This is a genomic window from Rhizobium sp. S96 (assembly GCF_030382195.1).
Taxonomy (GTDB): domain Bacteria; phylum Pseudomonadota; class Alphaproteobacteria; order Rhizobiales; family Rhizobiaceae; genus Rhizobium.
In genome coordinates this window covers 467,457-492,911 of sequence record NZ_JAUDRY010000010.1, presented here as the reverse complement: position 1 = coordinate 492,911, position 25,455 = coordinate 467,457, and the positions used below count along the sequence as shown (strand labels likewise).

The following is a 25,455-nucleotide window of genomic DNA, read 5'->3' as shown; positions in this document are numbered from 1 at the left end:
CAAACCCTTAAGCCCGGGAACCAATCAGCGTCTCAGCCAATCTTAAAAGAAATCTTAGAGCGAAGGTCTTCGTCGCCAGCAGCGCCGCCGCCCTCGTTCTGTGAGGCGGCTTATAGGACACCACACCTTTTTAAGTCAACAGCACTTTGCGAAAAAAACAAGATTTCTTCCATGCCATTGAATTCTAAACGAGATTTCCAAACAGCCAAAAACGCCGCCGGACAGGACACCACCTCACCAAATAGAGCGCCAAATGCACCAGGCGAGGCCCATCGCCCTCACATTTTCACAATCGCATGGTCTCAAGAGTGGATGACCGGGTTGGTCCTGCGCCGCCCATTTGACTTCCATTGTTAAACTATGCACTTCTCGGCCAGCCGGAAAAGGCCCCGACGAAGCCTAGCGAAAGGACGCGGATCTCACTGCCATGATGACGGAGAAGATGATGATCCGCTCGTTCGGCAACGAGCCACCGCTTCTCGCCGATGGCAGGCGTGCGCCCGACCGCCGCGAAGTATCCTTGCGTTGGCTTTCGGGCACGTTCCTCACGGGCATTACCTCAAGCGTGCTGATGGGCGTGGCGCTCTTTGCAGCCCTTGATGGACGCCAGCAACTGGCAATCCCGGCTGAAGCCTATGCGAACATCAATTCCGAAGCGCACACCGACACCGATGTGACGCGCGGGAGCCGCCTCATCGCTCCCGCAATCGCCGCCAAGCCTTCCGATCGCAAGATCATGGAGGTTTCGACCGTGGTTCACGAGGGAGACAAGGAAGTCGTCCGCCGCCAGCCTTTCGCGCGCGTAAAGATGACGCTGGCCGCAAACCATGTCGCGCCCGAGGATTATCCGAGCTTCAATCCGCTGACGATCTTTTCCGCCGACGAGCCTGACGCGCCCGCGCCGGCGCGCACAGGACAGATCTACGGCTCCGACGTTGAATCGGAAGTCAGCCTGAAGACGGTGGCTTATCCCACCACCGGATCCGACCTGAAGGTCGCACCGGGAATGACCTTGGACGAAATCGAGGAGAACGTCCGCTCCAACGGCTCGGTTCTGACGGACGGGGCCGCCCAGGTTGCGGCTCTCTACTATGTCGACCCGCGCCGCTTCTCTAACGACGACAATGACGTCGATCTCACGGCCGGCCTGACGGCCCGCGTTCTCGAGCAGAACATGACGGTGTCGGCGCCGGAATCGATCACGCCGCAGACCGAAGAGTTTGCCGACGATATCATTCCCGTGCGCCAGAGCGTCCCCATCGCCAAGGCGATGATGGATTCCGGCTATCCAGAGCCGCAGGCCAAGGGTCTGGCCGGATACCTGGCGCCGATGATCGGATCGGACAGCCTGTCCAAGGGAGACGTGTTGCGCGTCGGCATCCTGCAGAAGGGCGAACAGGCAAAAATCATCCGCGCCAGCGTCTATCGCGGCACCCGGCATCTCGTGACCGTCGCCCTTGACGACCACGACCGTTTTGTCGCCGGCCGCGAGCCGCCGCAGCTCGATGCTGTTGCAACCGCCTTCGACGACAGCGCGATGACCGCGCCATCCAACCAGAACCTGCCCCGCGTTTATGACGGGATTTATCGCGCCGCGCTCTCTTATGGCATGACCAAGGACATGACGGCGCTGATCATCAAGCTTCTGGCGAGCAGCGTCGATTTCCAAGCGGAACTTCGGCCGACAGACAGCCTCGAGGCCTTCTTCTCGGTATCCGACGCCACGACCGGCCAGGCAACGGAAGATTCCGAACTGCTTTATGTCAATGCGCGCTTCGGCGATACACAGACACGTTTCTACCGTTTCCAGGATCCGGATGACGGCTCCGTCGACTATTTCGATCAGGACGGCAAGAGCATCCGCCAGTTCCTCCTGCGCAATCCTGTCCCGAACGGCATCTTCAAATCCGGCTTCGGCATGCGCCGGCACCCGATCCTCGGTTTTGCCCGCATGCACACCGGCGTTGACTGGGCGGCTCCGCGCGGTACCGCAATCATTGCCGTCGGCAACGGCACGGTGGAAAAGGCCGGCTGGGATTCCGGCGGCTACGGCAACCAGACGATCGTGCGTCACGCCAACGGCTACGAATCCTCCTACAATCACCAGAGCGCCATCGCCAAGGGCGTTGTTCCCGGTTCGAAGGTCCGCCAGGGCCAGGTGATCGGCTGGGTCGGCACCACGGGTGAATCGACCGGCCCGCACCTGCACTACGAGATGATCGTCAACGGCACCAAGGTCGACCCGCTGCGCGTGCGACTGCCGGGCGGAAAGTCGCTGACCGGCGCGCCGCTTGCCAAGTTCGAGGACGAGCGCAAGCGCATCGACGCCCTGCTCGGCAACGAGCCGGCGGCACAGGTTGCCAGCAAGTAGCACTCAACAAAAATGGCGGCCGAAGCCGCCATTTTCTTTTCCATGGTCGAAACCTATGCGGCTTCGTTCACCGTCGTATTGCGTGTCCGGAACAGCAGCCTGTCGGTGCCACTGGTGATCTTCACCGTCGAACCATCCGGTACCTTGCCGCCGAGAATATCTTCGGCCAACGGATCCTGGACGTACTTCTGGATCACCCGCTTCAGCGGCCGCGCGCCATAGACCGGATCGTAGCCCTTGTTAGCGAGCCAGTGCGTGGCCTCGTCGTCGAGTTCGATGGCGATCTTGCGCTCGGCCAAGAGCTTCACCAGACGCTGCAGCTGGATCTCGACGATCGCACCCATCTCGTCCCGCTTCAGGCGGTGGAAGAGGATGATCTCGTCGATGCGGTTCAGGAACTCCGGCCGGAAGTGGCCGCGCACCGTCTCCATCACCTGCTCGCGCACCAGATCACTGTCGTCGCCGTCCTTCAACTGCGTCAGATATTCGGCGCCGAGGTTCGACGTCATGATGATCATCGTGTTGCGGAAGTCGACGGTGCGGCCCTGACCATCGGTCAGGCGGCCGTCGTCGAGCACCTGCAGCAGCACGTTGAAGACATCGGGATGCGCCTTTTCGATCTCGTCAAACAGCACGACCTGATAGGGCCGGCGGCGCACGGCTTCCGTCAGCGAACCGCCTTCCTCATAACCGACATAGCCGGGAGGGGCACCGATCAGCCGGGCCACGGAGTGCTTCTCCATGTACTCGGACATATCCATGCGCACCATCGCGGTCTCGTCATCGAAGAGGAAACGAGCCAATGCCTTGGTCAGCTCCGTCTTGCCGACGCCGGTCGGGCCGAGGAAGATGAACGAGCCGAGCGGCCGGTTCGGATCCTGCAGGCCGGCGCGCGCCCGGCGCACCGCCCGCGACACGGCCTGAACCGCATCGCCCTGGCCGATCACCGATTTCGCCAGCTCGTCTTCCATCCGAAGCAGCTTCTCGCGGTCGCCTTCCAGCATCTTTTCGACCGGAATGCCGGTCCAGCGGTTAACGACATGCGCGATGTTATCAGGAGTCACGACCTCCTGCACCATGGCGCTGCGATCACTGTCCTGCGCTTCGGCTTCCGCCAGCTTCTTCTCGAGTTCCGGAATGACGCCGTAGGTCAGCTCGCCGGCGCGCTGGAACTCGCCCTTGCGCTGGGCGATCGCCAGATCGTTGCGGGCGTCGTCGAGCTGCTTCTTCAGGTCGGCGGCAAGGCCGAGCTTCTGCTTTTCCGACTGCCAGCGGGCCGTCAGCGCATCGGCGCTCTCTTCCAGACCGGTGAGCTCGGTCTCCAGCCGGACAAGCCGGTCGGCAGAAGCAACGTCGGTTTCCTTCTTCAGCGCTTCGCGCTCGATCTTCAGCTGCATGATGCGGCGATCGAGTTCATCGAGCTCTTCGGGCTTGGAATCGACCTGCATGCGCAGGCGCGCAGCCGCCTCGTCCATCAGATCGATCGCCTTGTCGGGGAGAAAGCGGTCGGTGATGTAGCGGTTCGACAGCGTCGCGGCCGCCACCAGGGCCGAATCCGAGATCCTGACCTTGTGGTGCTGCTCGTATTTCTCTTTCAGGCCGCGCAGGATCGAGATGGTGTCCTCGACCGTCGGCTCTTCGACGACGACGGGCTGGAAACGACGGGCGAGCGCCGGGTCCTTTTCGACGTGCTTGCGGTATTCGTCGAGCGTGGTCGCGCCGACGCAATGCAGCTCGCCGCGGGCAAGAGCCGGCTTCAGGAGGTTGGACGCGTCCATCGCGCCATCGCCCTTGCCGGCACCGACAAGCGTATGCATCTCATCGATGAACAGGATGATCTCGCCGTTTTCGGACTGGACCTCGTTGAGCACGCTCTTCAGCCGCTCTTCGAACTCGCCGCGATATTTCGCGCCGGCGATCAGTGCGCCCATGTCGAGCGCCATCAGCTTCTTGTCCTTGAGAGACTCAGGCACGTCGCCATTGACGATGCGCAGCGCGAGGCCTTCGACGATCGCGGTCTTGCCGACGCCGGGTTCACCGATCAGAACCGGATTGTTCTTCGTGCGGCGCGACAGCACCTGGATGGTACGGCGGATTTCGTCGTCGCGGCCGATGACAGGATCAAGCCGGCCATCGCGGGCTTCCGCCGTCAGGTCGCGGGCGAACTTCTTCAGCGCGTCAAAGCCCTGTTCGGCATTGGCGCTGTCGGCGGTGCGGCCCTTGCGGATCTCGTTGATAACCTGGTTGAGCGCAACGGCGGTGACACCGGCGTTCTTCAAAGTGATCGCGGTCGACGACTCCATCGCGAGCGCCTGCAGAAGACGTTCGACGGTGACGAAGCTGTCGTTTGATTTCTTCGCCGCTTCTTCAGCGGTCGAGAGAACCTTGGCAAGCGGAGCCGAGAGATAGATCTGGCCATTGCCGCCAGAGACTTTCGGCAGCTTGGCAAGTGCCGCATCATTGGCAAGACGAGCCGCCTTGGCGTCGCCGCCGGCGCGTTCGATCAGCGACGAGGCCATGCCTTCATCGTCGTCGAGCAGCACTTTCAAAACATGCTCAGGCGCGAACTGCTGGTGACCTTGCGCCAGCGCATAGGTCTGCGCCGACTGGATGAAACCGCGCACCCGCTCGGAGTATTTTTCAATATTCATAATGTACCTCCTTAAATCGCCCTGCCCTTATAAGGCACAGACCGATGACTGAGATTGAGCTCCCTCAAGAGGCGAGCCTTTTTCTTGACCGCATTTGCGATTTGCGGCCAAGGAACTTGGTCAGGATATGGTGGAGAATCCCGGGAGTTTAAAGAGGCCGAAAATGGAAAAACGCTGGCCTCGTGTTTGGACCGGAAGCGTGGCGGTTCGGCCGAACAGGAAGTGAAGAGTTCGCGGAGAATAGCCGCGCGATCGCCGCTAGTTGAAATCCACCACCTGGTTGTTCAACGGCAATTCATTCACATGCGTGCCGTCAAGTCGCTTTTCGATTTTGGCGGGCTCTCCCTGTTCGACCGCATCATCTCCGCCAGGCGCGAGCACGCCGGGGCTGGAGAAGTGGGAGAAGACATAAGGAAGGCCATTGGCATCAAGCGGCGATGGCCCGTCCATGACGTGGAAATGCAGGTGCGGCGCGGTCGAATTGCCCGTGTTGCCCAGCAGTCCAATCACCTGCCCCACTTTCACCCGGTCGCCGAGCTTCACCTTGAGGCTACCCCTCTGCATGTGGGCGTAAAATGCAAACGCGCCGCCGCCGATATCGATGACCAGCATGTTGCCGCCGACGTTCTCCGTGGTGATGCCCTTGGCATCCGCGCCAGGCACCTGTTCGTCGGCATCATCGTAAAGATTGACCACGACACCGTCCGCTGCGGCATGCACTGGCGTTCCATAGTAGGCGTAGCTCGCCAGCTTCGATCCATCGCCGGTGAAGATCCGACCTGTATCGTCCAGCTTGACCCAATCGATGGCAAAGCGTTCCGGAACCCGCAACTGACCATTGATCGCCAGGACCGCGCCGCGATGCGAGGTGATGCTATCGCAGCAGCCGTTGACCGCGATCCACCCTTTTCCAGCAAGCGGTGGCTCCAGCACGACGGCCGATTCGCCGATCGTGGTGTTTGCCGCAGCGAACGTATAGGTACTCTCGAACGGGCTATCCTTCGCCATCGGCACCGGTTTCCCGTCAGGTCCCGCAGCCTGTCGGGTGGCCGTCACACGCGCGGTCACATCGGGTGGAAGTTGCTCGCTAGCCGCAAAACTGACGTCCATGAGCACGACCGCCGAACCGCCCGGCGAAAGGGTGCGACCCGTGCCGGCGTATGTTTGTGTGATCGTTCCAAGACCATCGCCTTCCCTTGCCCAGAGGCTGCGTCCGCCGTTATCGACCGCCTCGACCTTGTCGAGCGTCACGAACAGCTTGCTCGGATTGACGACGAAAAGCTCATAGGCAAGGTGAACGCGATCATCCGCTCCCAAAACCGGATTGGGCGTGCTGACCGGTCGAACAACGATGGAACTGACGATTTCATCGGACTTCAGCGATTGCCCAAGCGCGCCAGGCACAAAAAGGAGCGTTGAGACGGCAAGCAGTGGCATAAGGCGCATGTCACCCACCTCGACTTCTTTGGCCCGTGACAGCGGGGCGAGCGGCAATCCGTCAGGTATTCCCGACCATCAGCATGCAGCCAATCCTTCCCCGGCACAAGTTCGCCCAAAGCAGGCGGCGGCCAAAAGAAAAGAGGCCGCTCCAGGGAGCGACCTCTCATCAATATCCAGACCAACTCTCCATTCAGGAGATGTCAGATTTTACTCCGAATCGGCATCCGCGAGAGCCGGTGCCTTATCGGAACCTGCGTCTTCGCCTTCGGCAGGCGCTTCACCTTCCGCACCACGACGGGGACGGCGTGGGCGGCTTGCTGTGGCCCGACGACGCGGCTGGCGCTCACGCGGCTGACCGGCGGCGCTCTCCTCGTCCATCGAGACTTCGGCAGGAATGCCTTCGATCTCAGGCTGCGGGCCGCTGCCGTCGATTACCTCAGCCGGAGGTGCAACCGCAGCAACCGGTGCAGGTTGTTCTTCCTGCGGACGCGGTGCGGGTTGACCCTCATTGCGTTCACGGCGGCGCGGCTGCTCGTCGTTACGGCGCTGCTGATGCTCGTGCTGCTGCTGACGCGGCGGCTGAACGACAACGACATCATCGTTATCGACGCCATCGGTTTCGTCGCCATCGACGCCTTCGGCAAATTCGTTGCGATCGTCGCGCTGGAAGCGTTCCTGCATCTGCGCCTGGGCGGCAGCAATGATGCGGTTGTAGTGTTCAGCGTGCTGCAGGTAGTTCTCCGCGATGACGCGGTCACCCGAGCTCTGCGCGTCGCGAGCGAGTTGCGCATATTTCTCGGCGATGTGCTGGGCAGTGCCACGGATCTTAACGTCTGGGCCGGAGCTGTCGTAGGTCCGCGTCAGCGGATTGCCGCCTTTACGGTTGAAGTTGTTATTGTTGTTGTTACTTCCGCCGCCGCCGCCGCCGTTATTATTGCCACGCCCGCGACCGCGCTTGTTCTGCTGTCCTGGCCTCATCGATCGTTCACCTGAATTCTCTGTTTGTGTGGAGTGATGGCACCAACCGCCATGACCGGACAATCCGTCTCAGGCTCTCGTGCCGCAAGCATACCGCGCCTTCGCGCCAACCTGCCGCTTGTTCTCAAGTCAGTTTGACTGATTCACGCATTGGGTTGAGTTCAACCTTTGAAACTCTCGTTTAAAAGAGCGGACCCCCGAGGCCGAGCTAGTATCGAACGAATCGTCGTTCTTTGCTATCTGCCCAACGCGTGGAGGCAACCTATAATGCTTCCCGTGGAAATCCAAGCCTTTTCTTCGCAATAGAATTAATGTCCTGCTCAATGTTGCGTTTGTCGCTCAGTCAGCCAGCGAAAATACCAGCACGCGATCATTGTGGCCGTAATCCTTCACGGATTCCAGCAACTTGAAGCCGCAAGCCTCGAATACTGCCGTAACATGGCGACGCTGATCGTAGCCTATTTCAAGTCCGATTAGACCGTTGGGCCGCATGAAACCTTTCGCATCCTTGGCGATGGCTCTGTAGGCGTCAAGCCCATCTTCACCCCCATCCAGTGCGGCAACTGGATCAAATTTCGTCACCTCGGGAGCGAGATCGTGAACGATACTGGACGCAATATAGGGCGGATTTGAGACAATCACGTGAAATGCGCCATCTATATTCTCAAACCAGCTGGATTGAATGGCTTCAAAGCGATCCTGGAGGCCATTTCGTTGGGCGTTTGCGCGGGCCGTTCTCAAGGCATCGTCTGATATATCGATGCCGACACCCGATGCCTGCGGACACTCGTGCAACAGGGCAAGGCATATCGCCCCCGTGCCGGTTCCCATGTCGAGAATATGGATATTCCCCTCAGTAGCTGCAAGCTTCCGCAGGTAAGGAAGCATCGTATCGACGAGAATTTCCGTATCGGGTCGAGGCTCCAGCGTTTCAGCCGAAAGCGATAGTGGGAGGCCGTAGAACTCGCGTTCGCCAAGAATACGGTGCACCGGCTCATGCGCTAGTCGGCGTCCGATCGCCGCCTCGATGATACCGGCGGTATCGGCCGCGATCGGCTCGGCACCGTGCGTCAGCATTTCGGTCGTCGACAGACCCAGAAGGCCGGCAAGCAGAACGCGGGCATCGGTGGCGGGATCGGAGACGCCGCCCTCCGCAAAGCGGCGACGAGCCTCGGCAAGCATCTGGGAAACCGTGGGACCGACCTGTTTCCCGCCTGCGCTCATTGCTGCTCGCCGAGTTGGGCCAGCTGGCTTGCCTGGTAATCAGCCATCAGCGCATCGACGATCTCGTCGATTTCCCCCACCATCATCCGATCAAGCTTGTAGAGCGTCAGGTTGATGCGGTGGTCGGTGACGCGTCCCTGCGGAAAATTGTAGGTCCGAATTCGCTCCGAGCGGTCGCCGGAACCAACCTGGCTCTTGCGATCTGCGGAGCGCTCGCTGTCGGCACGCTGCCGCTCGGCATCATAGAGGCGCGAGCGCAGAACCTGCATCGCCTTGGCGCGGTTCTGGTGCTGCGACTTCTCGGAGCTGGTGACGACGATCCCCGTCGGCAAGTGGGTGATACGCACCGCCGAGTCCGTCGTGTTGACGTGCTGACCACCGGCACCGGAGGAACGCATCGTATCGATGCGGATGTCTTCGGGCCGGATCTCGATATCGATCTCCTCCGCCTCGGGCAAAACAGCAACGGTGGCCGCCGAGGTATGAATGCGCCCGCCGGCTTCCGTCTCGGGCACGCGCTGAACGCGATGCACGCCGGATTCGAACTTCAGCTTGGCGAACACGCCGCGGCCGGTGATCGTGGCGATGATTTCCTTGAAGCCGCCGGCTTCGCCCTCGCTCGACGACAGAACTTCGACCTTCCAGCCATGGGCCGCCGCATAGCGCTCATACATCCGGAACAGATCGCCGGCAAAAAGCGCGGCTTCCGATCCGCCGGTGCCGGCGCGAATTTCGAGGATCGCGCTCTTCTCGTCGGCCGCGTCCTTCGGCAGCAGCAGGATCTGGATTTCCTGCTCCAGCGCCTCGATACGCTCTTTCACGTCGGGAAGTTCCATCTCGGCCATATCACGCATCTCGCGATCGACCGACTTGTCTTCCAGCAGCGTTTCCAGATCGGCAAGCTCCGCAAGCGCCTTCTCGTAGGCGCGGATCTTCGTCACCACCGGCTGCAGCTCGGAGTATTCGGACGCGAGCTTGACGTAGACGTCAGCCGAGGGTCCGGCCGACATGCGCGCCTCGATTTCGCCGAAGCGGCGTTCCAGCTCGCGCATCTTTTCAACGGGAAGCTTCGCCACCCTTCACTCCGATTCTGCTTGTCTTGAACTAAAGAGGAATATTGTGAGCGTCGGCGAAGTGGGCAAGCACATCGCGCATCGAGGTCGCCGTCTTCGTATCGTCCAGCGCCTCGTTCATCACCTTCGCCAGCGCCCCGACGTCGAGGCCGAGCAGCATCGCCTTCACCGGACCGATGGAGGCCGGCGACATCGAAACCGAGCGGAACCCGATACCCAGCAGCGCCATGGCCGAAATCGGCTTGCCCGCCAGTTCGCCACACAGCGTCACCGGCGTATTGTTGCGCTCACCGGCGCGCACGATGTCGCGCAGGATCCGGAGGAAGGGCTTGCCCAGCGTGTCGAAGCGATCCGAAACGCGCGCATTGCCACGGTCGACTGCCATCGAGAACTGGAAGAGATCGTTGGAGCCGACCGACACAAAATCCACCGCCGCCATCAGCTCGTCGAGCTGCCAGAGCAGGGCCGGAACCTCCAGCATCGCGCCAAATTGCAGCTTGCGTGGCAGCCCGTGGCCGAAGCGCGACAGATGCAGCACTTCCTTCTGCAGCAGGTCACGCACGGCCGCGATCTCGGAAACCTCGGTTACCATCGGCACCATCAGTTTCAGTTCCACGCCGGCTGCAGCCTTCAGCATGGCGCGAAGCTGCGTGCGCAGCAGGCCTGGCCGATCCAGCGACAGGCGGATCGCCCGCCAGCCCAGCGCCGGGTTTTCCTCTTCATGCCCGCGGAAGTAAGGAACGACCTTGTCGCCGCCGATATCGAGCGTGCGGAAGGTCACGACGCGGCCCGCCGCCTGCTTCAGGACATTGCGGTAGAAGATCTCCTGCTCATCCGCCTTCGGCATGGTCGAGGCGATCATGAACTGCAGCTCGGTACGGAAAAGCCCGATGCCTTCGGCACCGGATTCCGAGAGCTGCGGCAAGTCGACGAGCAGTCCGGCATTCATCATCAGCGATACGCGCTGCCCGTCCTTGGTCAGCGGCTCGACCGAACGCAAGGCCCGGAACTGCTCCTGCCGGCGGGCGCGGAAGCGCACCTTCTCCTCATAGGAGCGCTGATGTTCAGGCAAGGGCCGCAGATGCACGTGGCCGCCATCGCCGTCGATGATCACGGCATCGCCGTTTTCGGCAAGCGCCACGATGCCGGCGGCCTGTCCAATGACGGGAATGCCCATGGCACGCGCAACGATGACGACGTGGCTGGTCACCGCGCCTTCCTCAAGCACCAGGCCGCGCACATTCGCCCGCGGATAGTCGAGCAGTTCGGCCGCCCCCATGGCACGGGCCAGAATGATCGCGTCATTCGGGAAGCCATCTTCGGCCGTACGGCCAGTATAGCCCGTCAGCTGCCGCAGCAAGCGGTTCGCAAGATCCTCGAAATCGTGCATCCGCTCGCGCAGATAAGGATCCGTCATGCGGATCATGCGCGCCTTCGTGTCGCTCTGAACCTTTTCCACCGCCGCTTCGGCTGTCAGGCCGTTGCGGATCGCTTCTTCCAGTTTGCGCACCCAGCCTTGGTCATGGGCAAACATGCGATAGGTCTCGAGTACCTCGCGATGCTCACCTTCCGTCGACATGTCGCGCTGCGAAAGAAGATCGTCGATCGAGATGCGCAGTGAGCCGAGCGCCTCGGACAGGCGCCGAATTTCCTTCTCCGCATCATCGTTCAGCAGGTTCGTGACAACGATGCGAGGTTCATGAAGCACGACATAGCCGAGGCCGATGCCTTCGTTGTACGTGTCGCCATCGATCGTCACCGAACGCGTCAGATCGAGTTCGAGGCCCGGCTTGGTGATTTTCTTGAGCTCGCCGGTCGCGATCATCTCGGCCAGCACCATCGCGGTGGTCTCGAGCGCCTCGAGCTCTTCATCGCGATAGTTTCGGCTGGCCTTATTCTGCACGACGAGAACGCCGAGCGAGCGGCCGGTGCGCAGGATCGGAACACCGAGGAAGGAATGGTAGATCTCTTCGCCCGTTTCCGGGAGGTACCGGAAGGCAGGGTGCGATTGCGCATCCGAAAGATTGAGCGGCTGCGCCGACGCCGCGATCGTACCGACGAGGCCCTGGCCCATCTTCAGTTGGGCCAAGTGGACGGCTTCGCGGTTCAGACCTTCGGTTGCATAGAGCTCAAGGACGCCGTCGGCACGCAACACGTAAACGGAGCAGACCTCCGCCACCATGTTGCCGGCGATCTGGCGCACGATCCGGTCGAGACGCTCTTGTGGCTCCAGCGGCTCCGCCATTAACTCGCGCAGCCGCTTGAGCAGCACGCGCGGACCGCCGGAAAGGTCTCTCATTGCGTCTCAAGCTCCAAAAACAATAGCAAAGCAACTCGGCAAACAGGCCGCGTGACTTCTCAACTTGTACGCGCGGCAGGCCTGCTGGGAATCAATTCTTATCCAGACCGTAGCAGGAATGCAAAGTCCTGACAGCGAGTTCCGCATAAGGACCGTCAATCAGGATGGAAATCTTGATTTCAGAGGTCGTGATGGCCTTGATATTGATGCCCTTGTCGGCCAGCGCCTTGAACGCAGTCGCCGCGACGCCGGCATGACTGCGCATACCGATGCCGATGACCGAGACCTTCACGAGGCCCGACTCGTTCTGCACGACGTCGTAGCCGATCTTTTCCTTATTCTCGCCGAGAACCTTGATGGCCTTCTCAACGTCGCCGGAAGGCACGGTGAAGGTCATGTCGGTCTTGGAGCCATCTTCGGAGATGTTCTGAACGATCATGTCGACGTTGATGTGGCTCTCAGCCAGCGGGCCGAAGATCGCGGCGGAAACGCCCGGCCGGTCGGCAAGACGGCGAAGCGAGATCTGAGCTTCATCCTTGGCATAAGCGATGCCGGTGACTACTTCCTGTTCCACGATTTCTTCCTCGTCACAAATCAGCGTTCCGGGCGGATTCAAGAAATCACCCATGCCCGGAGCATCGGGATCTTCGAAAGAGGAGCGCACGAAGGTGCGAACCTTATGCACCATGGCAAGCTCGACGGAGCGAACCTGCAGAACCTTGGCGCCGAGCGATGCCATTTCGAGCATTTCCTCGAAGGCGATCTTCTTCAGGCGGCGCGCCTGCGGCACGATGCGCGGATCGGTCGTGTAGACGCCGTCGACGTCGGTATAGATATCGCAGCGATCAGCCTTGACCGCAGCCGCAATCGCGACCGCCGAGGTATCCGAGCCGCCACGACCGAGCGTCGCGATGCGATTGTCAGGGCCGAGGCCCTGGAAGCCGGCGATAACGGCTACCTGCCCCTCGCCCATGCGCCTGATCATTTCCGAGCCGTCGATCTCGAGAATACGAGCCGCGCCGTGCGCGTTGTCGGTGCGGATCGGGATCTGCCAGCCCTGCCAAGAGCGGGCGTTAACGTCCATGGCCTGCAGCGCAATCGCCAAGAGGCCAGACGTTACCTGCTCGCCGGAGGCGACGATGGCGTCATATTCGCGGGCATCATAGAAGGGCGAGCTTGCGCCGACGACCTTCGGCGTGTTCTGCACCCAGCCGACCAGCTCGTTGGTCTTGCCCGACATGGCGGAAACGACGACTGCCACTTCATGGCCGGCATCGACCTCGCGTTTGACGTGGCGCGCAACGTTCTTGATGCGATCCAGATCAGCGACGGACGTCCCGCCGAATTTCATTACGATGCGTGCCATATGCCTCTACCACAGCAAGACGCCGGGAGAGACAAAGCCAGACCCGGCACGACGAAGCCTTGGAAAGCCGCGGGCCGAAGAGCCGGAATTGGGAGTCTGGAACCCTTCTAAAGCCTGCGCCCAAAGGCCCAAGTTGGGGCGTCTCATAACGAGTTTGTCATGGGGTGGCAAGGTGCGCGGAAGAGAATGAGGACCTGTGCGAAAGATCGGCCGCCTCGAGGCGAAAAAGCGAGCGCGGTCTCGTGCCTCGACTATGGTCCATCGCCGTCGGCGACGGTATGGCCTGCGGCAGCGCCGCAGGCCACTCCATCGACTATTCGTGAATTGTGTAGCTGCCCAATTCGCAGAGATCCTGGGTATCGGTCGTCGTATCGAGATCGGAGTTTTCCTCGAATTCGAACTTCATGTCGTACTTGCAGACACTACGGCCGTCGGCGATCGTGATCTCGATCGACTCGCCCGGATCCAGCACCTGCTTGCCGAACACGTCGTCTTCCCACTCATTGACGCCCACCGGGGAAGTATAGAAGTTGGTGAGGACGGAGTTCGTTCCGTTCTTCAGCGTGAAAACCAGGTCCTCGGCATAGGAAGCGCCGGCAAACAGCAGAAACGCGGCCGAAGTCATTGCGAACAGTTTTGAATTTTTCATATTTTTCATCCAGCTAGCTCACGATCGAGCGTGCGGCAGACTTACCGTGCGCTCGTGAATCGCGAATTAATTCGAGCGCTTGCAATAACGAATTGCCAAACCATTTTTGGGAGCTTCCGGGCTTCTTGGCGGCGCCGCTGCTTTGAACGAACTGGCTCTGCAAGCTTCGTCTTGAGCCGTCCTAGTATTGAAAAGAACAATACTCATACGATCAAAATCGTACCGCCCACCTCAAAACAGAAAAATCCTGTTTTCAACCGTTTCCAAGTGTGATTCTTCTTGCGCAGTAAAAGCGTGGCGCACCGTGATTCGCGAATATCTTTGATGCTAAATGATTTGGCGGAGATTCCGAATGATACAACTCGATATTGAAAGCTGGGCACTGAATCGCGCGCACCATATTGTCCTCAACGAGGGACTGAACCTCGCCAAGGCGGCGCAGGACCTCGACAGGCAGCGGTCGCGATCCCTGGTATACGAACTGCGCAAGGTCATCGCTGCGGCAATTCTCGAAGCACATGCCGCGTCTTTCGCCGGTGGCGCGCCGCAGTCGCTTAAGTCGGACAGCTAGCCGGACGCGGCCACGGTCGAAAGGCGCAGTTGCATCGCGCCACCGAAACAGGCAGCCTGACTTTGCTTGGCCCCCGAAACCCGGATCTACATCACCGTTCGGCCGGCCTCGCTCGACGCTCCAGTGCAAGGGCCTTGCTTGATGACGCGTGCGCAGCAAATCGGCATTGTGATCGGCCTCATAATCGTCGCCGCCTTTGCCTTTCTGCGGATAAGCGACCCGCCGCTGCTGCGCCAGATCCGCGACATCACGTTCGACGAATACCAGCGAATTTCGCCGCGGGCGTTCGAGAACGTTCCGGTGCGCGTTATCGACATCGACGAAGCTTCCCTGAAGGAGTTCGGGCAGTGGCCATGGCCGCGCGACCGTTTGGCGCTGCTCGTGCAACGGCTTTCGGACATGGGGGCGGCGGCCATCGCATTCGATGTACTCTTCGCCGAGTCCGATCGCCTGTCGCCACGCTCCATCATGCGCGATGTGGCGGGAGTCGATCCCTCGCTTCTCAGGCAACTGCCCGATAACGACGAGCTTTTTGCCGATGCGATCGCCAACCGGCCGGTGGTTCTCGGTTTTGGCCTGTCCAACGACGGCGACTATCATCCACCGGTCAAGGCGGGCTTTGCGTTTACGGGAGAGAGCGTGATCAATGCCCCGCCGCGCCTCGACGCGGCCACGCCGATACGACCGCAATTGCAGATCAATGCCGCGGGGCTCGGGCATATCAGCCTCAACCCCGGCAACTCTTCGACGGTCGTCCGCCGGGTACCGCTCTTCCTGACCGACGGCACGCATTTCTACCCCAATCTGGCCATGGAGGCGCTGCGGGTGGCGCAGGGGGCCTCGACCTATGTGGTTGCGGGCGCTCCCGATGTCGCCGACACACTGACCTCGGTGAAGGTGGGTGATTTTGTCGTACCGGTGACGGCAACCGGCGAACTCTGGATCTACACGAGCCCCGACGTCGCCGAGCGGTATATCTCTGCCGGAAAGGTGCTGGCGGCCGATGGCGTTTCGCCGGAGGTCGCGGCCGCGATCCAGGGCAATATCGTTTTCGTCGGCACATCATCCGCAGGGCTTCAGGACATCCGCACCACAGCGCTCGGCCAGAATGTTCCTGGCGTCTCGATGCACGCGCAAACCGTCGAGCAGATCCTTTCGGGACGTTTCCTGTCACGACCGGATTGGGCGGACGGCATGGAAATCCTGTCGATCATCGTCGTCGGCACGAGCATTGTCATCCTGACAACCTTCGTCAGCCCGGCAGCGGCGTTGACCTGCGGTCTCGTCGTCACCGCCCTGGCGCTCGCCGTTTCCTGGCTGGCCTTCTCACATTGGGGATTGTTGTTCGATCCGCTCGCCCCGATCGTTGCCTGCACCATCACGCATTTCGCGGCCACCTCCTTCCGCTTTCTGGTGATCGACCGCGAGCGGCGCGAAGTCAGACGCGCCTTCGGTCAATATCTCTCGCCTTCGCTCCTTTACCGGATCGAGCATAACCGCGACGCACTGCGTCTGGGCGGGGACGACCGTGAACTAACTGTTATGTTCGTGGACGTGCGCGGCTTTACCGCACTCAGCGAAAATCTGCAGCCGGCGGAAGTCGTGCGGTTTCTCAACACGCTGCTGGATGCACTGAGCAGCCACGTCGTTGCGAACGAGGGCACCCTCGACAAGTTCATCGGCGATTCGATCATGGCTTTCTGGAACGCACCCGTCGATGTCGCGGACCACGCGGCCAAGGCAATGCGGGCGGCGCTCGGCATGCGCGAAACGCTGGCGAAGCTCAATGCCGCCGACGCTTTCGGCTTTGGCCGCGACTATCAGGTTGGCATCGGCATCGGCATCCACACAGGGCTCGCCTGCGTCGGCAACATGGGCGCCCAAAGCCGCTTCAACTATTCCGCCGTCGGCGACGCCGTCAACGTGGCGGCCCGGATCGAAAGCTGTTGCAAGGAAGTGGGATTCGACATTCTCGTCTCGGAAACCATGGCCGCAGCGCTGCCCGACTTCGCACTGCTCGATGCGGGCGCTCTCGGCTTGAAAGGAAAGAGCAGCAGGGCACGACTTTACGCGGCGGTCGGCGACCGCACCGTCGGGCAATCGCCCGAGTTCTTGGTGCTCCGCGAGGCCCATATGGACCTGATCGAAGCGCTTCGCGATCGCACGGTCGATAGCCGCAAACCGCTGGCCAGAGTAAGGCAGCGAGCACAGGCATTCACCGCAGCACTGCCGGAGTTCTATCGCCGCATCGTACGCAGGGCCGATCACTTTCGGGAAGCACCAACCGAAAACCGGATGAAACCGCAGATGGGTCTCACCAGTGATCAGGGCTCCGCACCAGTCTGATCACTCGCAGACTGATCGTCTTGGGAGCCAGCGGGGCGCCCATCTCCGGAACGACCACGATCATGGTTGCTGCCATCACGGTCCCCGCCGCGATCAGGTCCACCTCGGTCGGGTCCGCCCCTGTCGGATCCGCCGTGGTTAGGTCCACCCTGGTTAGGTCCGCGCCTCGGACTGTCGCGGTCTCCCCGCTTGCCAGGGCGGCCGTCGCCATAGTGGTCACGATCATGGTGACCCCAATGATGGTGATCGTCCCTGTCATGGTGGTGATGATGATGGTGCGGCTTGTCAGGCTTCTCCGGCGGCGGAGGCGGCGGTGGAGGTTTAGGCGGCTTGGGCTTCGGAGGAGTCGGAGCCGGTGCTTTTTCCCGAACCGGGTCGCGGCGCTCCTGCCTTACACTTGCCAGGCCGCAACTGGTGCGAATTCCACCCAGCGGCCCGGTAAGCTGCTGGTCACCGGAAAGAAACGGCAAAGCTCGTTGACTGCCGAGAGCGGCCAGTGTGCGCCTGTCGACCGCGCGCGGATCGGATACACCGCCGCCACGGGTCGCAATCACGCAATCGCACTGCTGCTTCAACTGCTTGCAGCCGCCGGCGCCGCAGAACTGGGCCGAACCGTTCAGGAGCACCATTGCGGTCGTGCCGTTCGGGCCGACATAAAAGTCGAAGGCCGTTCCTCTGACGCCGATTGTTCCGGCCGGCGTCACGATCGAGTAGGCTGAGGACTTCGAATTGCCGCTGATCCAGCGAAACGTTCCCTTGGCGGCCTTGATCGTCAGCTTCTTCACCGAATTCGCATCGTCGTAAACGTAGTTGTCGATGACGACCGAGGATCCCTCGCCGACGGCAAGCTTGGTCCCATCGCGAAACACGAACTGTCCAAGCCCGCTGATCGAGGTTCGAATCCGTTCGTCCTTGTGAACTGGCGCCTTCACGACGAGTGGGCCATTCTCGCCGGTCACCTCGGTCCTGATCGCGGTCGCCTCGCCGACCGCCTCGGCCGAAAAAGCCGAGACAGGGCTAAACATCACAAGGCTGACCATCATGGCCGACGCGGTACCAAGACGAGGCATGTCCTTTACCCCCAAAACATAAAAATATTAGCATAAATTAATACTAAAGGTCGCCTTATCCTCTTGGTGGAGTTCGGAGGCGGCGGAGATATCTATCGGCGGTGCCGGCCCTTGACTTCGCCACCAGTTCGTCCGACTTCAATCGGGACGAACCAAGGAGCATGACGATGACGGAAGCGGCAAAAACCACGATCGACCAGAGCGAAGTGGACCGCTTTTCAGCCATGGCGGCGGAGTGGTGGAGCCCGACGGGCAAGTTCAAGCCACTGCACAAATTCAATCCCGTGCGGCTTGGCTACATTCGCGACAAGGTCGCCGAGAATTTCGGCCGCGACGTGCGCAGCGCGCGCCCTCTGGAGGGGCTTCGGGTTCTTGATATCGGCTGCGGCGGCGGACTGCTGTCAGAGCCCGTCGCTCGCATGGGCGCAACGGTCGTGGGCGCCGATCCGTCCGAAAAGAATATCGGCATCGCATCGACCCATGCGAAGGCATCAGGCGTCCCGGTGGACTATCGCGCTGTCACGGCCGAACAACTCGCCGACGCCGGCGAGACGTTCGATATCGTCTTGAACATGGAGGTGGTCGAGCATGTCGCGGATGTCGACTTCTTCCTCACGACCTGCTCGAGGATGGTCCGCCCGGGCGGTCTGATGTTCGTTGCCACCATCAACCGCACCATGAAGGCGGCAGCGCTGGCAATCTTTGCCGCGGAAAACATCCTCCGCTGGCTGCCGCGTGGCACCCACCAGTATGAAAAGCTGGTTCGCCCCGAAGAGATCGAGAAGCCGGTCACCGAAAACGGCCTGCGGATCATCGATCGCACAGGCGTCTTCTTCAATCCGCTATCGGATCGCTGGAATCTGTCCAAAGATATGGATGTGAACTACATGATGCTGGCAAAGCGCGAGGCTTGAGGAAAGCACGCGCGATAGCTTCGCGGTTGGCTAGTTCACGTCTTCCGGCAGAACCGGAAGCGCAGCGATCTCGATGCCCTCTTCCAGCAGTTCCTGCGCCTCGTCGAGCGTCGTCTGGCCGATAATGCCGCGAGCGTCGGCTTCGCCGTAGTGAATCTTGCGCGCTTCCTCGGGGAACCGCGTGCCGACATCCTCGGAATTGGCCTTGATCGTTGCCACCGCTTCCTTGAGCTTGTCGAAGGCCGCTCGCCGCATGGCGTCCATCGCAACCGTCTGCATCTCATCCTTCTTGCGCGCAGTCGAAACGGACGGCGCCATCAGGATCTTGGAGACAGAAGCGGAATTGCAGACCGGACAGGTGAGAAAACCGGATGCGATCTGGCGATCGAAATCTGCGCTTTCGGAAAACCAGCCTTCGAACTCGTGGGCATTCTCACAACGAAGCGAATAACGGATCAAGCGGCAACGCCTCCTGCGACTTCCCCCGCAACCCTCTCGATAGAAAACTCCCGAGCGTTCTTGAGGTTCGGAATCTTGTCATGCGCGGCTTTGACGGCCGTTGGATCGATATCCGCGACAATCACCGCTTCCCCGGTCGGTCCGCAAGACGCCAGAACCTTGCCCCAGGGATCGACGATCATCGAATGGCCGAAGGTTTCGCGCCCGTCTTCATGGACTCCGGCCTGTGCTGCCGCGATGACGAATACGCCGTTCTCGATCGCGCGGGCCCGAAGCAGGATTTCCCAATGCGCCTCCCCCGTCTGTTTGGTGAAGGCAGCAGGCACCGTCATGACCTGCGCGCCGGCAACCGCCTGCGCACGGAACAATGCGGGAAAACGGACGTCGTAGCAGATCGCAAAGCCCATCTCGGCAAACGGCAGCGACAGGACCCGGGCTTCCGATCCCGGTCGATAGGCCGCACTTTCCCGCCAGCTCTCGCCATTGTCGAGATCGACGTCGAACATGTGGATCTTGTCGTAGCGGTTGAGAATCTTGCCGTCGGGACCGAAGAGATAGCCGCGATTGGCAAGCTTGCCGTCGTCAAGCGCAATGGCCGTCGAGCCGACATGCATGTAGATGCCAAGATCCTTGGCAAGCTCCGAACCCGTGCGCACGATCAGATCGTCACCCTCGCCCCGCAGCAGAGCCTTTGCAGCCGCACGGTCACGCTGCAGCATACCGGTCATCTCCGGCGTCTGAACGTAGATCGCGCCTTGACCGGCAGCCTCGCGAACGAGGCTCGCCATGGCCGCAGCATTCTTTTGCGGATCGACGCCGGAGCACATTTGGATGGCGGCAGCCTTGAACGACATGGGTCTTCCTCAGGCAGCAAGCATGGGATCGAGCTTGCCGGCACGATCGAGTGCGTGGAGATCGTCACAACCACCGACATGGTCCTGACCGATGAATATCTGCGGAAACGTCGAGCGGCCGTTCGACTTGTTGATCATTTCCTGACGGATCTCGGGCGCATACGTCGCATCGTGCTCCACGAAATCCACGCCCTTTTCCGAGAGCAGGGACTTGGCGCGGACACAATAGCCGCAGCCTTGGCGCGTATAGATCGTGACGGGTACCATAGGAACTCCAAAAATACCGGTTATCTTTCCGTCATATAGTTTCTGCGATGGCCCTTGCAAAGGTCAAAACAGTAATGTCGGCGGCGCCAGCCTTGCGCAAAGCCCTGGTGGCGGCAGCGACGGTGGCGCCTGTCGTGTAGACGTCGTCCACCAGCACGAGCCGCTTGCCGAAGACATCGTTCTCATGGCCGGATGCGACCGCAAACGCACCGCGAACGTTGTCTTCCCGGGCCTTGGCACCCAGGCCGACCTGCTGGCGGGTGCGACGGATACGCAGCAATGTCGCCGGCAGGAACGGCTTGCCCGATTGTTGCGCGAGATGGCGCCCGAGCTCGGCCGCCTGGTTGAATTTGCGCGACAGCATCCGGCCGCGATGCAGCGGCACGGGCAGGATGGCATCGCAGCGCTCGACCGTCCCGTCGGACGCTCGCAACATCCAGCCTGCCATCATCGGCGCCAGATCGGTACGATCTCGGTACTTGAGTCCGTGGACCAGATTGCGCGCCGGTTCATCGTGAAACGCCGCTGACCGAAGCCGGTCAAAAGGCGGTGGATTGGCGATCGCGGCAGCACTCAACAGTCCGGGTCCCAGATCATGAGCGAACGGAACGCCGAGAACCTCGCAATATGGCCGTTCGATGAAGCGCAATACAGACCAGCATTTCGGACAAAGGCCGCGATGCCGGCCGGTGGCGACGCCGCAGACGGCGCATCCGGGCGGATAAACGAGATCGACGACAAAGGACAGCGAGCGTAGCAGCGCGCTTCCCAGCTCCCATCGTCGACCCCACCCGTTCAACCCCATGGCGAAAGTCTAACCTGTTTCGCGTCGGAGGAAAATCGCCTTGCCGCCCCAACTTCGGGGGATTAAGGACTTCGCTCATGGATATCATTTTCGACACGGCCAGGATCGCCGCAAACAGGCATCGCGCGCTACGCAACAACGATACGAAGGCGGCATTCCTGCTGGACATCGCCGCCGAGGAACTCGGCGAACGCCTCGCGGTCGTCGAGCGGACGTTCGAGCAAGCGGTGGAACTGCATGGCGCAACCGGTGCTGCGGCACGTGTGGCGAAGGCGACCGGCAAGATCGCCCACCTGACGCGGGTCGAAAGCGAGAAAGGTTACGTCACGGCGGACGACACCTTCATCGAAGCGCCGCTCGAGGATATTCCGCTCGAGCCACAATCGGCCAATCTCATTCTGGCGCCGTTGAGTCTGCATCTCACCAACGATACGCCCGGCGTTTTCATCCAGATCCGCCGCGCCTTGAAGCCGGATGGCCTGTTCCTGGCCGCCATACCCGGATCGGGCACCCTGCAGGAGCTTCGCGAGGTGTTGCTTGCCGCGGAAGTCGAGATGACCGGCGGCGCCAGTCCCCGTGTCATTCCGTTTGCCGATGTGCGTGACGTTGGAGGCCTGATGCAGCGCGCAGGCTTTGCCCTGCCCGTGATCGACGCCGAGACGTATACCGTGCGTTACGACTCGATCTTCCCGCTGATGCGCGACCTCAGGGCCATGGGCATGACCAACCCGCTGGCCGAACGCAGCCGCAAGCCGCTGACCCGTGCATTCTTTCTAAGAGCTGCTGAAATCTACGCCGAGCGCTATTCGGATCCGGACGGACGCATTCGTGCGACGTTCTCGATGATCTACGTCTCGGGATGGGCGCCACACGAGAGCCAGCAGAAACCGCTTCGCCCGGGATCGGCAAAGGTAAGGCTCGCCGACGCACTCAAGGTCGAGGAACACAAGCTCAAACAGTGAGCTGTCGCCTTTTCGTCAGTTAGGCGGCGTTATCTGGTTCGCAACGCCGTTGAACAGGTTGCCGAGGTTACCGCCAACCGCGCCGACGGCTGCAACGATTGCTGTTGAAATCAGCGCAGCGAGTAGCCCGTATTCAATCGCGGTCGCGCCATTGATATCGGTAAGGAATGCCTTCAGAAGCCGCATAGTCAATCCTTTGCGCCATGCCCCAAGTGTCGTCTTACTCGCACAGCTAGGCGCCGTTGCAATCAGCAACCGACTCCGCTGCCATATCCCTGAACGACACAGACCGACCCAGGCGTTTCCTGAAGGACGCTGCGGCGTATCGTATAGCGCTTGCCGTTTTCCGTCTTCGGAATCGATCCGGTGGTGATCGAGTCGATTTCGGAGGGTGCACTGGCAAACACGCTGGATCTCGACTTGTCCGCAAGCATCGGCGTCAGGATCAGCGTCAGCGCAACGACAGCCGTTCCAAACAGCAACGCAATATTCAGCGCCCCCGTCTTGCCCGAGGCAGCCGAAGCCTGTTCCTTTTCCCTAACTGCTTTCCAGAAATCGTCGTCCATGCGTCAAGCCTTCTACACACACGCCAGTTGCTTGATTGAGGCCGATCTTTGGCAGAAGGTGTTAAACGATCGATTAATATCCACATGCAAAATCGACGCAGAGCGGATAATAATGAGAAGTTACTAAAGTAGGTCCTGCAAAACCGGGATCAGCGGCTCATCGGCAGGCGGCATGGGATAATCGCGCAGCGCCTGCGGCTTCACCCACTTCAGAGCCTGGCCTTCTTTTCCATGCGGAATTCCTTCGTATCGCCGGCAGACGTAAAGCGGCATCAGAAGATGAAATTTCTCATAGGTATGGCTGGCAAAACTCAAGGGAGCAAGGCAGGCGACCTTGGTCGCGATCCCGAGCTCTTCATGCAGTTCGCGCACCAGAGATTCTTCAGGCGTCTCGCCCGGCTCGACCTTGCCGCCGGGAAACTCCCATAGACCCGCCAACGACTTGCCTTCCGGTCGCTGCGCGAGAAGGATCCGGCCATCGGAATCGATCAGCGCGCAGGCTGCAACAAGAAGGATGCTCCGGGTCACGTCGCTCACGAGGTGTGGTCCTGTCGCCAGTAAGAGTAACGATAGGCTTCCTGAAAACCGAGGCGTTCGTAAAGCGACAGCGCCGGCACGTTGGTCGCCTTAACCTGCAGCCAGGCGGAACGCGCCGTCCGCATCCTCGCCCAGCGCAACGCCGAGGTCAGAATTTCAAGGCCCAGCCCTTCGCGACGGCGTTCTTTCGCCACCGACAGCGACATGATGCCGGCCAGATCGTTGTCCTGGACGCACAACACCGTCGCCAATGGCCCAGTCTGCGGATCTTCGATCATGAACAAGCCCGATGGGGGCTTGATCGCGTTGATGATCTCCGCGAGCGCCGGCTTCAGCTTGGCCGATACCTGATCGGTTGCCAGGTTGGCGTCCACGAAGCGGCCGATATCGTGCGTCGGAAGGTGATCCAACGTGTCGGGCAAGTCTGCATGGGACAGGTCGCAGGTCATCACGATCGTCTCGTCGAAGGACGTCCAGCCCTCCGCCTTGACCAGATCGATCAGCACCGGCGACGCAAGCGGCGTCTGGCGCAGCACTGCCGGTCGGCCATAGGCTTCGAACTTGCGGCTTGCCTTGGCCAGGCGAATCTCGACGTCGCGATGATCCGATGGATCGAGCGGCACGATCGAGTTCAAACGGTTGGAGGGATGTCCCGCCGTCAGGCGGACCTGCCAGCTTCCGTCATACTGTACGGACGACGCTGGCCAGGCCCGGAAGCCGACAGCTTCGAGCCTGCGCACGAGTGGCAGATTTGCCTTCTTGGGTAATGCTTCAGTCAATGAACAATTAGCTCCGGTAGTCACCGTTGATGGCGACATACTCCTTTGTGAGGTCGCACGTCCAGACCGTTGCCCTGCCATTGCCAAGACCAATGTCGACCTTCACTGGAATGTCCTGCTTTTTCATGACATCCGATGCGGCCTGTTCGGAATAGCCTGCATCGCGTTCGCCATTGACGGCAACGCGAACGTCGCCGAACCAGATCGCAAGGCGATCGCGATCGGCCATTTCGCCGGACTTGCCAACGGCCATCACGATACGACCCCAGTTGGCGTCCTCACCGGCAGCCGCCGTCTTCACTAGCGGCGAATTGGCGATGGAAAGCGCGATCGTCTTGGCAGCGGCATCGCTTTCGGCGCCCGTTACGGTGATCTCGAGCATCTTGGTAGCCCCTTCACCGTCGCGCACGACCTGCAGGGCGAGATCCTTGAGCAGATCGTTCAACGCCGCGCGGAACGAGGCAAGGTGCGGATCGTCCGCATGATCCACACGCGACTGGCCGTCCGCGGCGGCAGCGCCTGTCGCAAACAGCATCAGCGTATCGGACGTCGACGTATCGCTATCGACCGTCATCGAGTTGAACGTCGGATCGACCCCAGCGGACAACAGGGACTGAAGGGCGGCCGGGGCGATATCGGCATCAGTAACAACGAAGGAAAGCATGGTCGCCATGTCAGGTGCGATCATGCCGGCGCCCTTCGCGATGCCATTGATGGTGACGGTGACGCCGCCGATATCGGCGCTGCGGGTGGCAACCTTGGGATAGGTGTCGGTGGTCATGATCGCCTTGGCGGCTTCGAACCAGAAGTCACCGGTCGCATCGGCGTACAGCGTGTCCAGAACGCCGGCAAACTTGGTCGCGTCGAGTGGTTCGCCGATGACGCCGGTGGACGCAAGATAAACCTCGTTCTCGCCGCAATCGACGGCCGCAGCAGCCGACTTCGCCGTCAGCGCCGTCGCCTCGCGACCCTTCACGCCGGTAAAGGCGTTGGCATTGCCGGAGTTGACGACGACGGCGCGCGCGACGCCGTTAGACAGGTTGGCACGGCAAAAATCGACCGGCGCGGAAGGGCACTTCGAGCGGGTGAAGACACCCGCGACGGCGGCCGGCTTGTCGAACACCATCATCAGAACGTCGGTTCGGTTCTTGTACTTGATCCCGGCGGACGCGGTCGCCATGCGCACACCGCGCACTGCGGGCATCGAGGCGAAGGATTTGGGAGCGAGCGGAGAGACGGAACCGGACATGACAAGACCTGATGATAGGCAATTC

Annotated in this window: 23 protein-coding genes; 5 read left to right on the top strand and 18 right to left on the bottom strand. The window is 61.0% G+C overall.

Features of this window, described 5'->3' with window-relative positions:
• Positions 1-427 precede the first annotated feature (427 nt).
• Positions 428-2,371, top strand: coding sequence for a M23 family metallopeptidase (locus QTL94_RS14565; RefSeq protein ID WP_289802341.1), 1,944 nt, complete (start codon positions 428-430; stop codon positions 2,369-2,371).
• A 53-nt stretch (positions 2,372-2,424) separates the two neighbouring features.
• Here the strand turns inward: QTL94_RS14565 and clpB are convergent, their stop codons facing one another.
• The 8 genes from clpB to QTL94_RS14525 all read right to left on the bottom strand — a co-directional run bounded on the left by clpB (position 2,425) and on the right by QTL94_RS14525 (position 14,051).
• Positions 2,425-5,022 (bottom strand): ATP-dependent chaperone ClpB, encoded by a 2,598-nt coding sequence (gene clpB / locus QTL94_RS14560; protein ID WP_289802340.1) that lies wholly within the window; start codon positions 5,020-5,022, stop codon positions 2,425-2,427.
• Positions 5,023-5,280: 258 nt separating this feature from the next.
• Positions 5,281-6,468 carry a M23 family metallopeptidase gene (locus tag QTL94_RS14555; RefSeq protein WP_083199488.1) on the bottom strand — a complete coding sequence of 396 codons (1,188 nt, stop codon included), beginning with the start codon at positions 6,466-6,468 and terminating at the stop codon, positions 5,281-5,283.
• A 201-nt stretch (positions 6,469-6,669) separates the two neighbouring features.
• Positions 6,670-7,440: a DUF4167 domain-containing protein gene (locus QTL94_RS14550; protein WP_065692329.1), complete on the bottom strand. Its 771-nt coding sequence runs from the start codon at positions 7,438-7,440 to the stop codon at positions 6,670-6,672.
• A 339-nt stretch (positions 7,441-7,779) separates the two neighbouring features.
• The gene (gene prmC / locus QTL94_RS14545; RefSeq protein WP_289802339.1) at positions 7,780-8,664 is read right to left on the bottom strand and encodes a peptide chain release factor N(5)-glutamine methyltransferase; all 885 of its coding nucleotides are present in this window, start codon (positions 8,662-8,664) and stop codon (positions 7,780-7,782) included.
• Entirely contained in the window at positions 8,661-9,740 is a 1,080-nt protein-coding gene (prfA, locus tag QTL94_RS14540; RefSeq protein WP_065692331.1) for a peptide chain release factor 1, read from the bottom strand. The genes prmC and prfA overlap by 4 nt, the downstream gene beginning before the upstream one ends.
• Positions 9,741-9,768: 28 nt before the next feature.
• Positions 9,769-12,036 carry a phosphoenolpyruvate--protein phosphotransferase gene (ptsP, locus tag QTL94_RS14535; RefSeq protein ID WP_289802338.1) on the bottom strand — a complete coding sequence of 756 codons (2,268 nt, stop codon included), beginning with the start codon at positions 12,034-12,036 and terminating at the stop codon, positions 9,769-9,771.
• Between the two features lie 91 nt (positions 12,037-12,127).
• Positions 12,128-13,402, bottom strand: coding sequence for an aspartate kinase (locus tag QTL94_RS14530; RefSeq protein ID WP_065692333.1), 1,275 nt, complete (start codon positions 13,400-13,402; stop codon positions 12,128-12,130).
• Between the two features lie 313 nt (positions 13,403-13,715).
• Entirely contained in the window at positions 13,716-14,051 is a 336-nt protein-coding gene (locus QTL94_RS14525) for a hypothetical protein (protein WP_113521247.1), read from the bottom strand.
• A 352-nt stretch (positions 14,052-14,403) separates the two neighbouring features.
• On the opposite strand from QTL94_RS14525, the gene QTL94_RS14520 reads away from it, so the two are divergent.
• Both QTL94_RS14520 and QTL94_RS14515 read left to right on the top strand, forming a co-directional pair.
• Entirely contained in the window at positions 14,404-14,622 is a 219-nt protein-coding gene (locus QTL94_RS14520) for a hypothetical protein (protein ID WP_289802337.1), read from the top strand.
• A 141-nt stretch (positions 14,623-14,763) separates the two neighbouring features.
• Entirely contained in the window at positions 14,764-16,968 is a 2,205-nt protein-coding gene (locus QTL94_RS14515) for a CHASE2 domain-containing protein (protein ID WP_289802336.1), read from the top strand.
• Here the strand turns inward: QTL94_RS14515 and QTL94_RS14510 are convergent.
• The gene (locus tag QTL94_RS14510; protein ID WP_502944135.1) at positions 16,947-18,038 is read right to left on the bottom strand and encodes a FecR family protein; all 1,092 of its coding nucleotides are present in this window, start codon (positions 18,036-18,038) and stop codon (positions 16,947-16,949) included. The two genes, QTL94_RS14515 and QTL94_RS14510, sit on opposite strands and share 22 nt — an antisense overlap.
• A 167-nt stretch (positions 18,039-18,205) precedes the next feature.
• Between QTL94_RS14510 and ubiG the strand changes: the two genes are divergently transcribed.
• The gene (gene ubiG / locus QTL94_RS14505) at positions 18,206-18,952 is read left to right on the top strand and encodes a bifunctional 2-polyprenyl-6-hydroxyphenol methylase/3-demethylubiquinol 3-O-methyltransferase UbiG (protein WP_065692338.1); all 747 of its coding nucleotides are present in this window, start codon (positions 18,206-18,208) and stop codon (positions 18,950-18,952) included.
• A 30-nt stretch (positions 18,953-18,982) separates the two neighbouring features.
• Here ubiG and QTL94_RS14500 read toward each other — a convergent pair whose 3' ends face one another.
• From QTL94_RS14500 to QTL94_RS14485, 4 genes are read right to left on the bottom strand one after another with little or no spacing between them, the layout of a single operon-like run.
• Entirely contained in the window at positions 18,983-19,411 is a 429-nt protein-coding gene (locus QTL94_RS14500) for a DUF1178 family protein (protein WP_065692339.1), read from the bottom strand.
• Entirely contained in the window at positions 19,408-20,265 is an 858-nt protein-coding gene (locus tag QTL94_RS14495) for a carbon-nitrogen hydrolase family protein (RefSeq protein ID WP_065692340.1), read from the bottom strand. Before QTL94_RS14495 ends, QTL94_RS14500 begins: the two co-directional genes overlap by 4 nt.
• Before the next feature lie 9 nt (positions 20,266-20,274).
• Positions 20,275-20,532, bottom strand: a complete 258-nt coding sequence (grxC, locus tag QTL94_RS14490) for a glutaredoxin 3 (protein WP_065692341.1) — start codon at positions 20,530-20,532, stop codon at positions 20,275-20,277.
• 31 nt (positions 20,533-20,563) lie between these two features.
• Complete coding sequence (locus tag QTL94_RS14485; RefSeq protein ID WP_065692342.1) at positions 20,564-21,337, bottom strand: ComF family protein; 774 nt, start codon at positions 21,335-21,337, stop codon at positions 20,564-20,566.
• A gap of 77 nt (positions 21,338-21,414) precedes the next feature.
• On the opposite strand from QTL94_RS14485, the gene QTL94_RS14480 reads away from it, so the two are divergent.
• Positions 21,415-22,299 carry a methyltransferase domain-containing protein gene (locus QTL94_RS14480; RefSeq protein WP_289802335.1) on the top strand — a complete coding sequence of 295 codons (885 nt, stop codon included), beginning with the start codon at positions 21,415-21,417 and terminating at the stop codon, positions 22,297-22,299.
• Positions 22,300-22,314: 15 nt separating this feature from the next.
• Here the strand turns inward: QTL94_RS14480 and QTL94_RS14475 are convergent, their stop codons facing one another.
• The 5 genes from QTL94_RS14475 to argJ form a co-directional block, all read right to left on the bottom strand.
• Entirely contained in the window at positions 22,315-22,485 is a 171-nt protein-coding gene (locus tag QTL94_RS14475) for a Flp family type IVb pilin (protein ID WP_065692344.1), read from the bottom strand.
• A 62-nt stretch (positions 22,486-22,547) separates the two neighbouring features.
• Complete coding sequence (locus QTL94_RS14470) at positions 22,548-22,865, bottom strand: hypothetical protein (protein WP_065692345.1); 318 nt, start codon at positions 22,863-22,865, stop codon at positions 22,548-22,550.
• Between the two features lie 123 nt (positions 22,866-22,988).
• Positions 22,989-23,402 (bottom strand): 8-oxo-dGTP diphosphatase MutT, encoded by a 414-nt coding sequence (gene mutT / locus QTL94_RS14465; protein WP_289802334.1) that lies wholly within the window; start codon positions 23,400-23,402, stop codon positions 22,989-22,991.
• A complete protein-coding gene (locus QTL94_RS14460; protein ID WP_502944134.1) occupies positions 23,399-24,220 on the bottom strand; it encodes a GNAT family N-acetyltransferase in 822 nt (273 codons plus the stop codon). The genes mutT and QTL94_RS14460 overlap by 4 nt, the downstream gene beginning before the upstream one ends.
• Positions 24,189-25,430, bottom strand: coding sequence for a bifunctional glutamate N-acetyltransferase/amino-acid acetyltransferase ArgJ (argJ, locus tag QTL94_RS14455; protein ID WP_289802332.1), 1,242 nt, complete (start codon positions 25,428-25,430; stop codon positions 24,189-24,191). Before argJ ends, QTL94_RS14460 begins: the two co-directional genes overlap by 32 nt.
• Between the last annotated feature and the right edge of the window lie 25 nt (positions 25,431-25,455).

Coding starts and splice junctions, on each gene's coding strand:
- QTL94_RS14525 (WP_113521247.1), bottom strand. CDS start 14,051: ATGAAAAATTCAAAACTGTTCGCAATGACTTCGGCCGCGTTTCTGCTG.
- QTL94_RS14475 (WP_065692344.1), bottom strand. CDS start 22,485: ATGCGGCTTCTGAAGGCATTCCTTACCGATATCAATGGCGCGACCGCG.
- QTL94_RS14555 (WP_083199488.1), bottom strand. CDS start 6,468: ATGCGCCTTATGCCACTGCTTGCCGTCTCAACGCTCCTTTTTGTGCCT.
- QTL94_RS14470 (WP_065692345.1), bottom strand. CDS start 22,865: ATGGACGACGATTTCTGGAAAGCAGTTAGGGAAAAGGAACAGGCTTCG.
- ptsP (WP_289802338.1), bottom strand. CDS start 12,036: ATGAGAGACCTTTCCGGCGGTCCGCGCGTGCTGCTCAAGCGGCTGCGC.
- QTL94_RS14485 (WP_065692342.1), bottom strand. CDS start 21,337: ATGGGGTTGAACGGGTGGGGTCGACGATGGGAGCTGGGAAGCGCGCTG.
- ubiG (WP_065692338.1), top strand. CDS start 18,206: ATGACGGAAGCGGCAAAAACCACGATCGACCAGAGCGAAGTGGACCGC.
- QTL94_RS14530 (WP_065692333.1), bottom strand. CDS start 13,402: ATGGCACGCATCGTAATGAAATTCGGCGGGACGTCCGTCGCTGATCTG.
- QTL94_RS14460 (WP_502944134.1), bottom strand. CDS start 24,220: ATGTCGCCATCAACGGTGACTACCGGAGCTAATTGTTCATTGACTGAA.
- argJ (WP_289802332.1), bottom strand. CDS start 25,430: ATGTCCGGTTCCGTCTCTCCGCTCGCTCCCAAATCCTTCGCCTCGATG.
- QTL94_RS14510 (WP_502944135.1), bottom strand. CDS start 18,038: ATGCCTCGTCTTGGTACCGCGTCGGCCATGATGGTCAGCCTTGTGATG.
- QTL94_RS14480 (WP_289802335.1), top strand. CDS start 21,415: ATGGATATCATTTTCGACACGGCCAGGATCGCCGCAAACAGGCATCGC.
- QTL94_RS14565 (WP_289802341.1), top strand. CDS start 428: ATGATGACGGAGAAGATGATGATCCGCTCGTTCGGCAACGAGCCACCG.
- QTL94_RS14520 (WP_289802337.1), top strand. CDS start 14,404: ATGATACAACTCGATATTGAAAGCTGGGCACTGAATCGCGCGCACCAT.
- QTL94_RS14550 (WP_065692329.1), bottom strand. CDS start 7,440: ATGAGGCCAGGACAGCAGAACAAGCGCGGTCGCGGGCGTGGCAATAAT.
- clpB (WP_289802340.1), bottom strand. CDS start 5,022: ATGAATATTGAAAAATACTCCGAGCGGGTGCGCGGTTTCATCCAGTCG.
- QTL94_RS14515 (WP_289802336.1), top strand. CDS start 14,764: ATGACGCGTGCGCAGCAAATCGGCATTGTGATCGGCCTCATAATCGTC.
- grxC (WP_065692341.1), bottom strand. CDS start 20,532: ATGGTACCCGTCACGATCTATACGCGCCAAGGCTGCGGCTATTGTGTC.
- prmC (WP_289802339.1), bottom strand. CDS start 8,664: ATGAGCGCAGGCGGGAAACAGGTCGGTCCCACGGTTTCCCAGATGCTT.
- QTL94_RS14495 (WP_065692340.1), bottom strand. CDS start 20,265: ATGTCGTTCAAGGCTGCCGCCATCCAAATGTGCTCCGGCGTCGATCCG.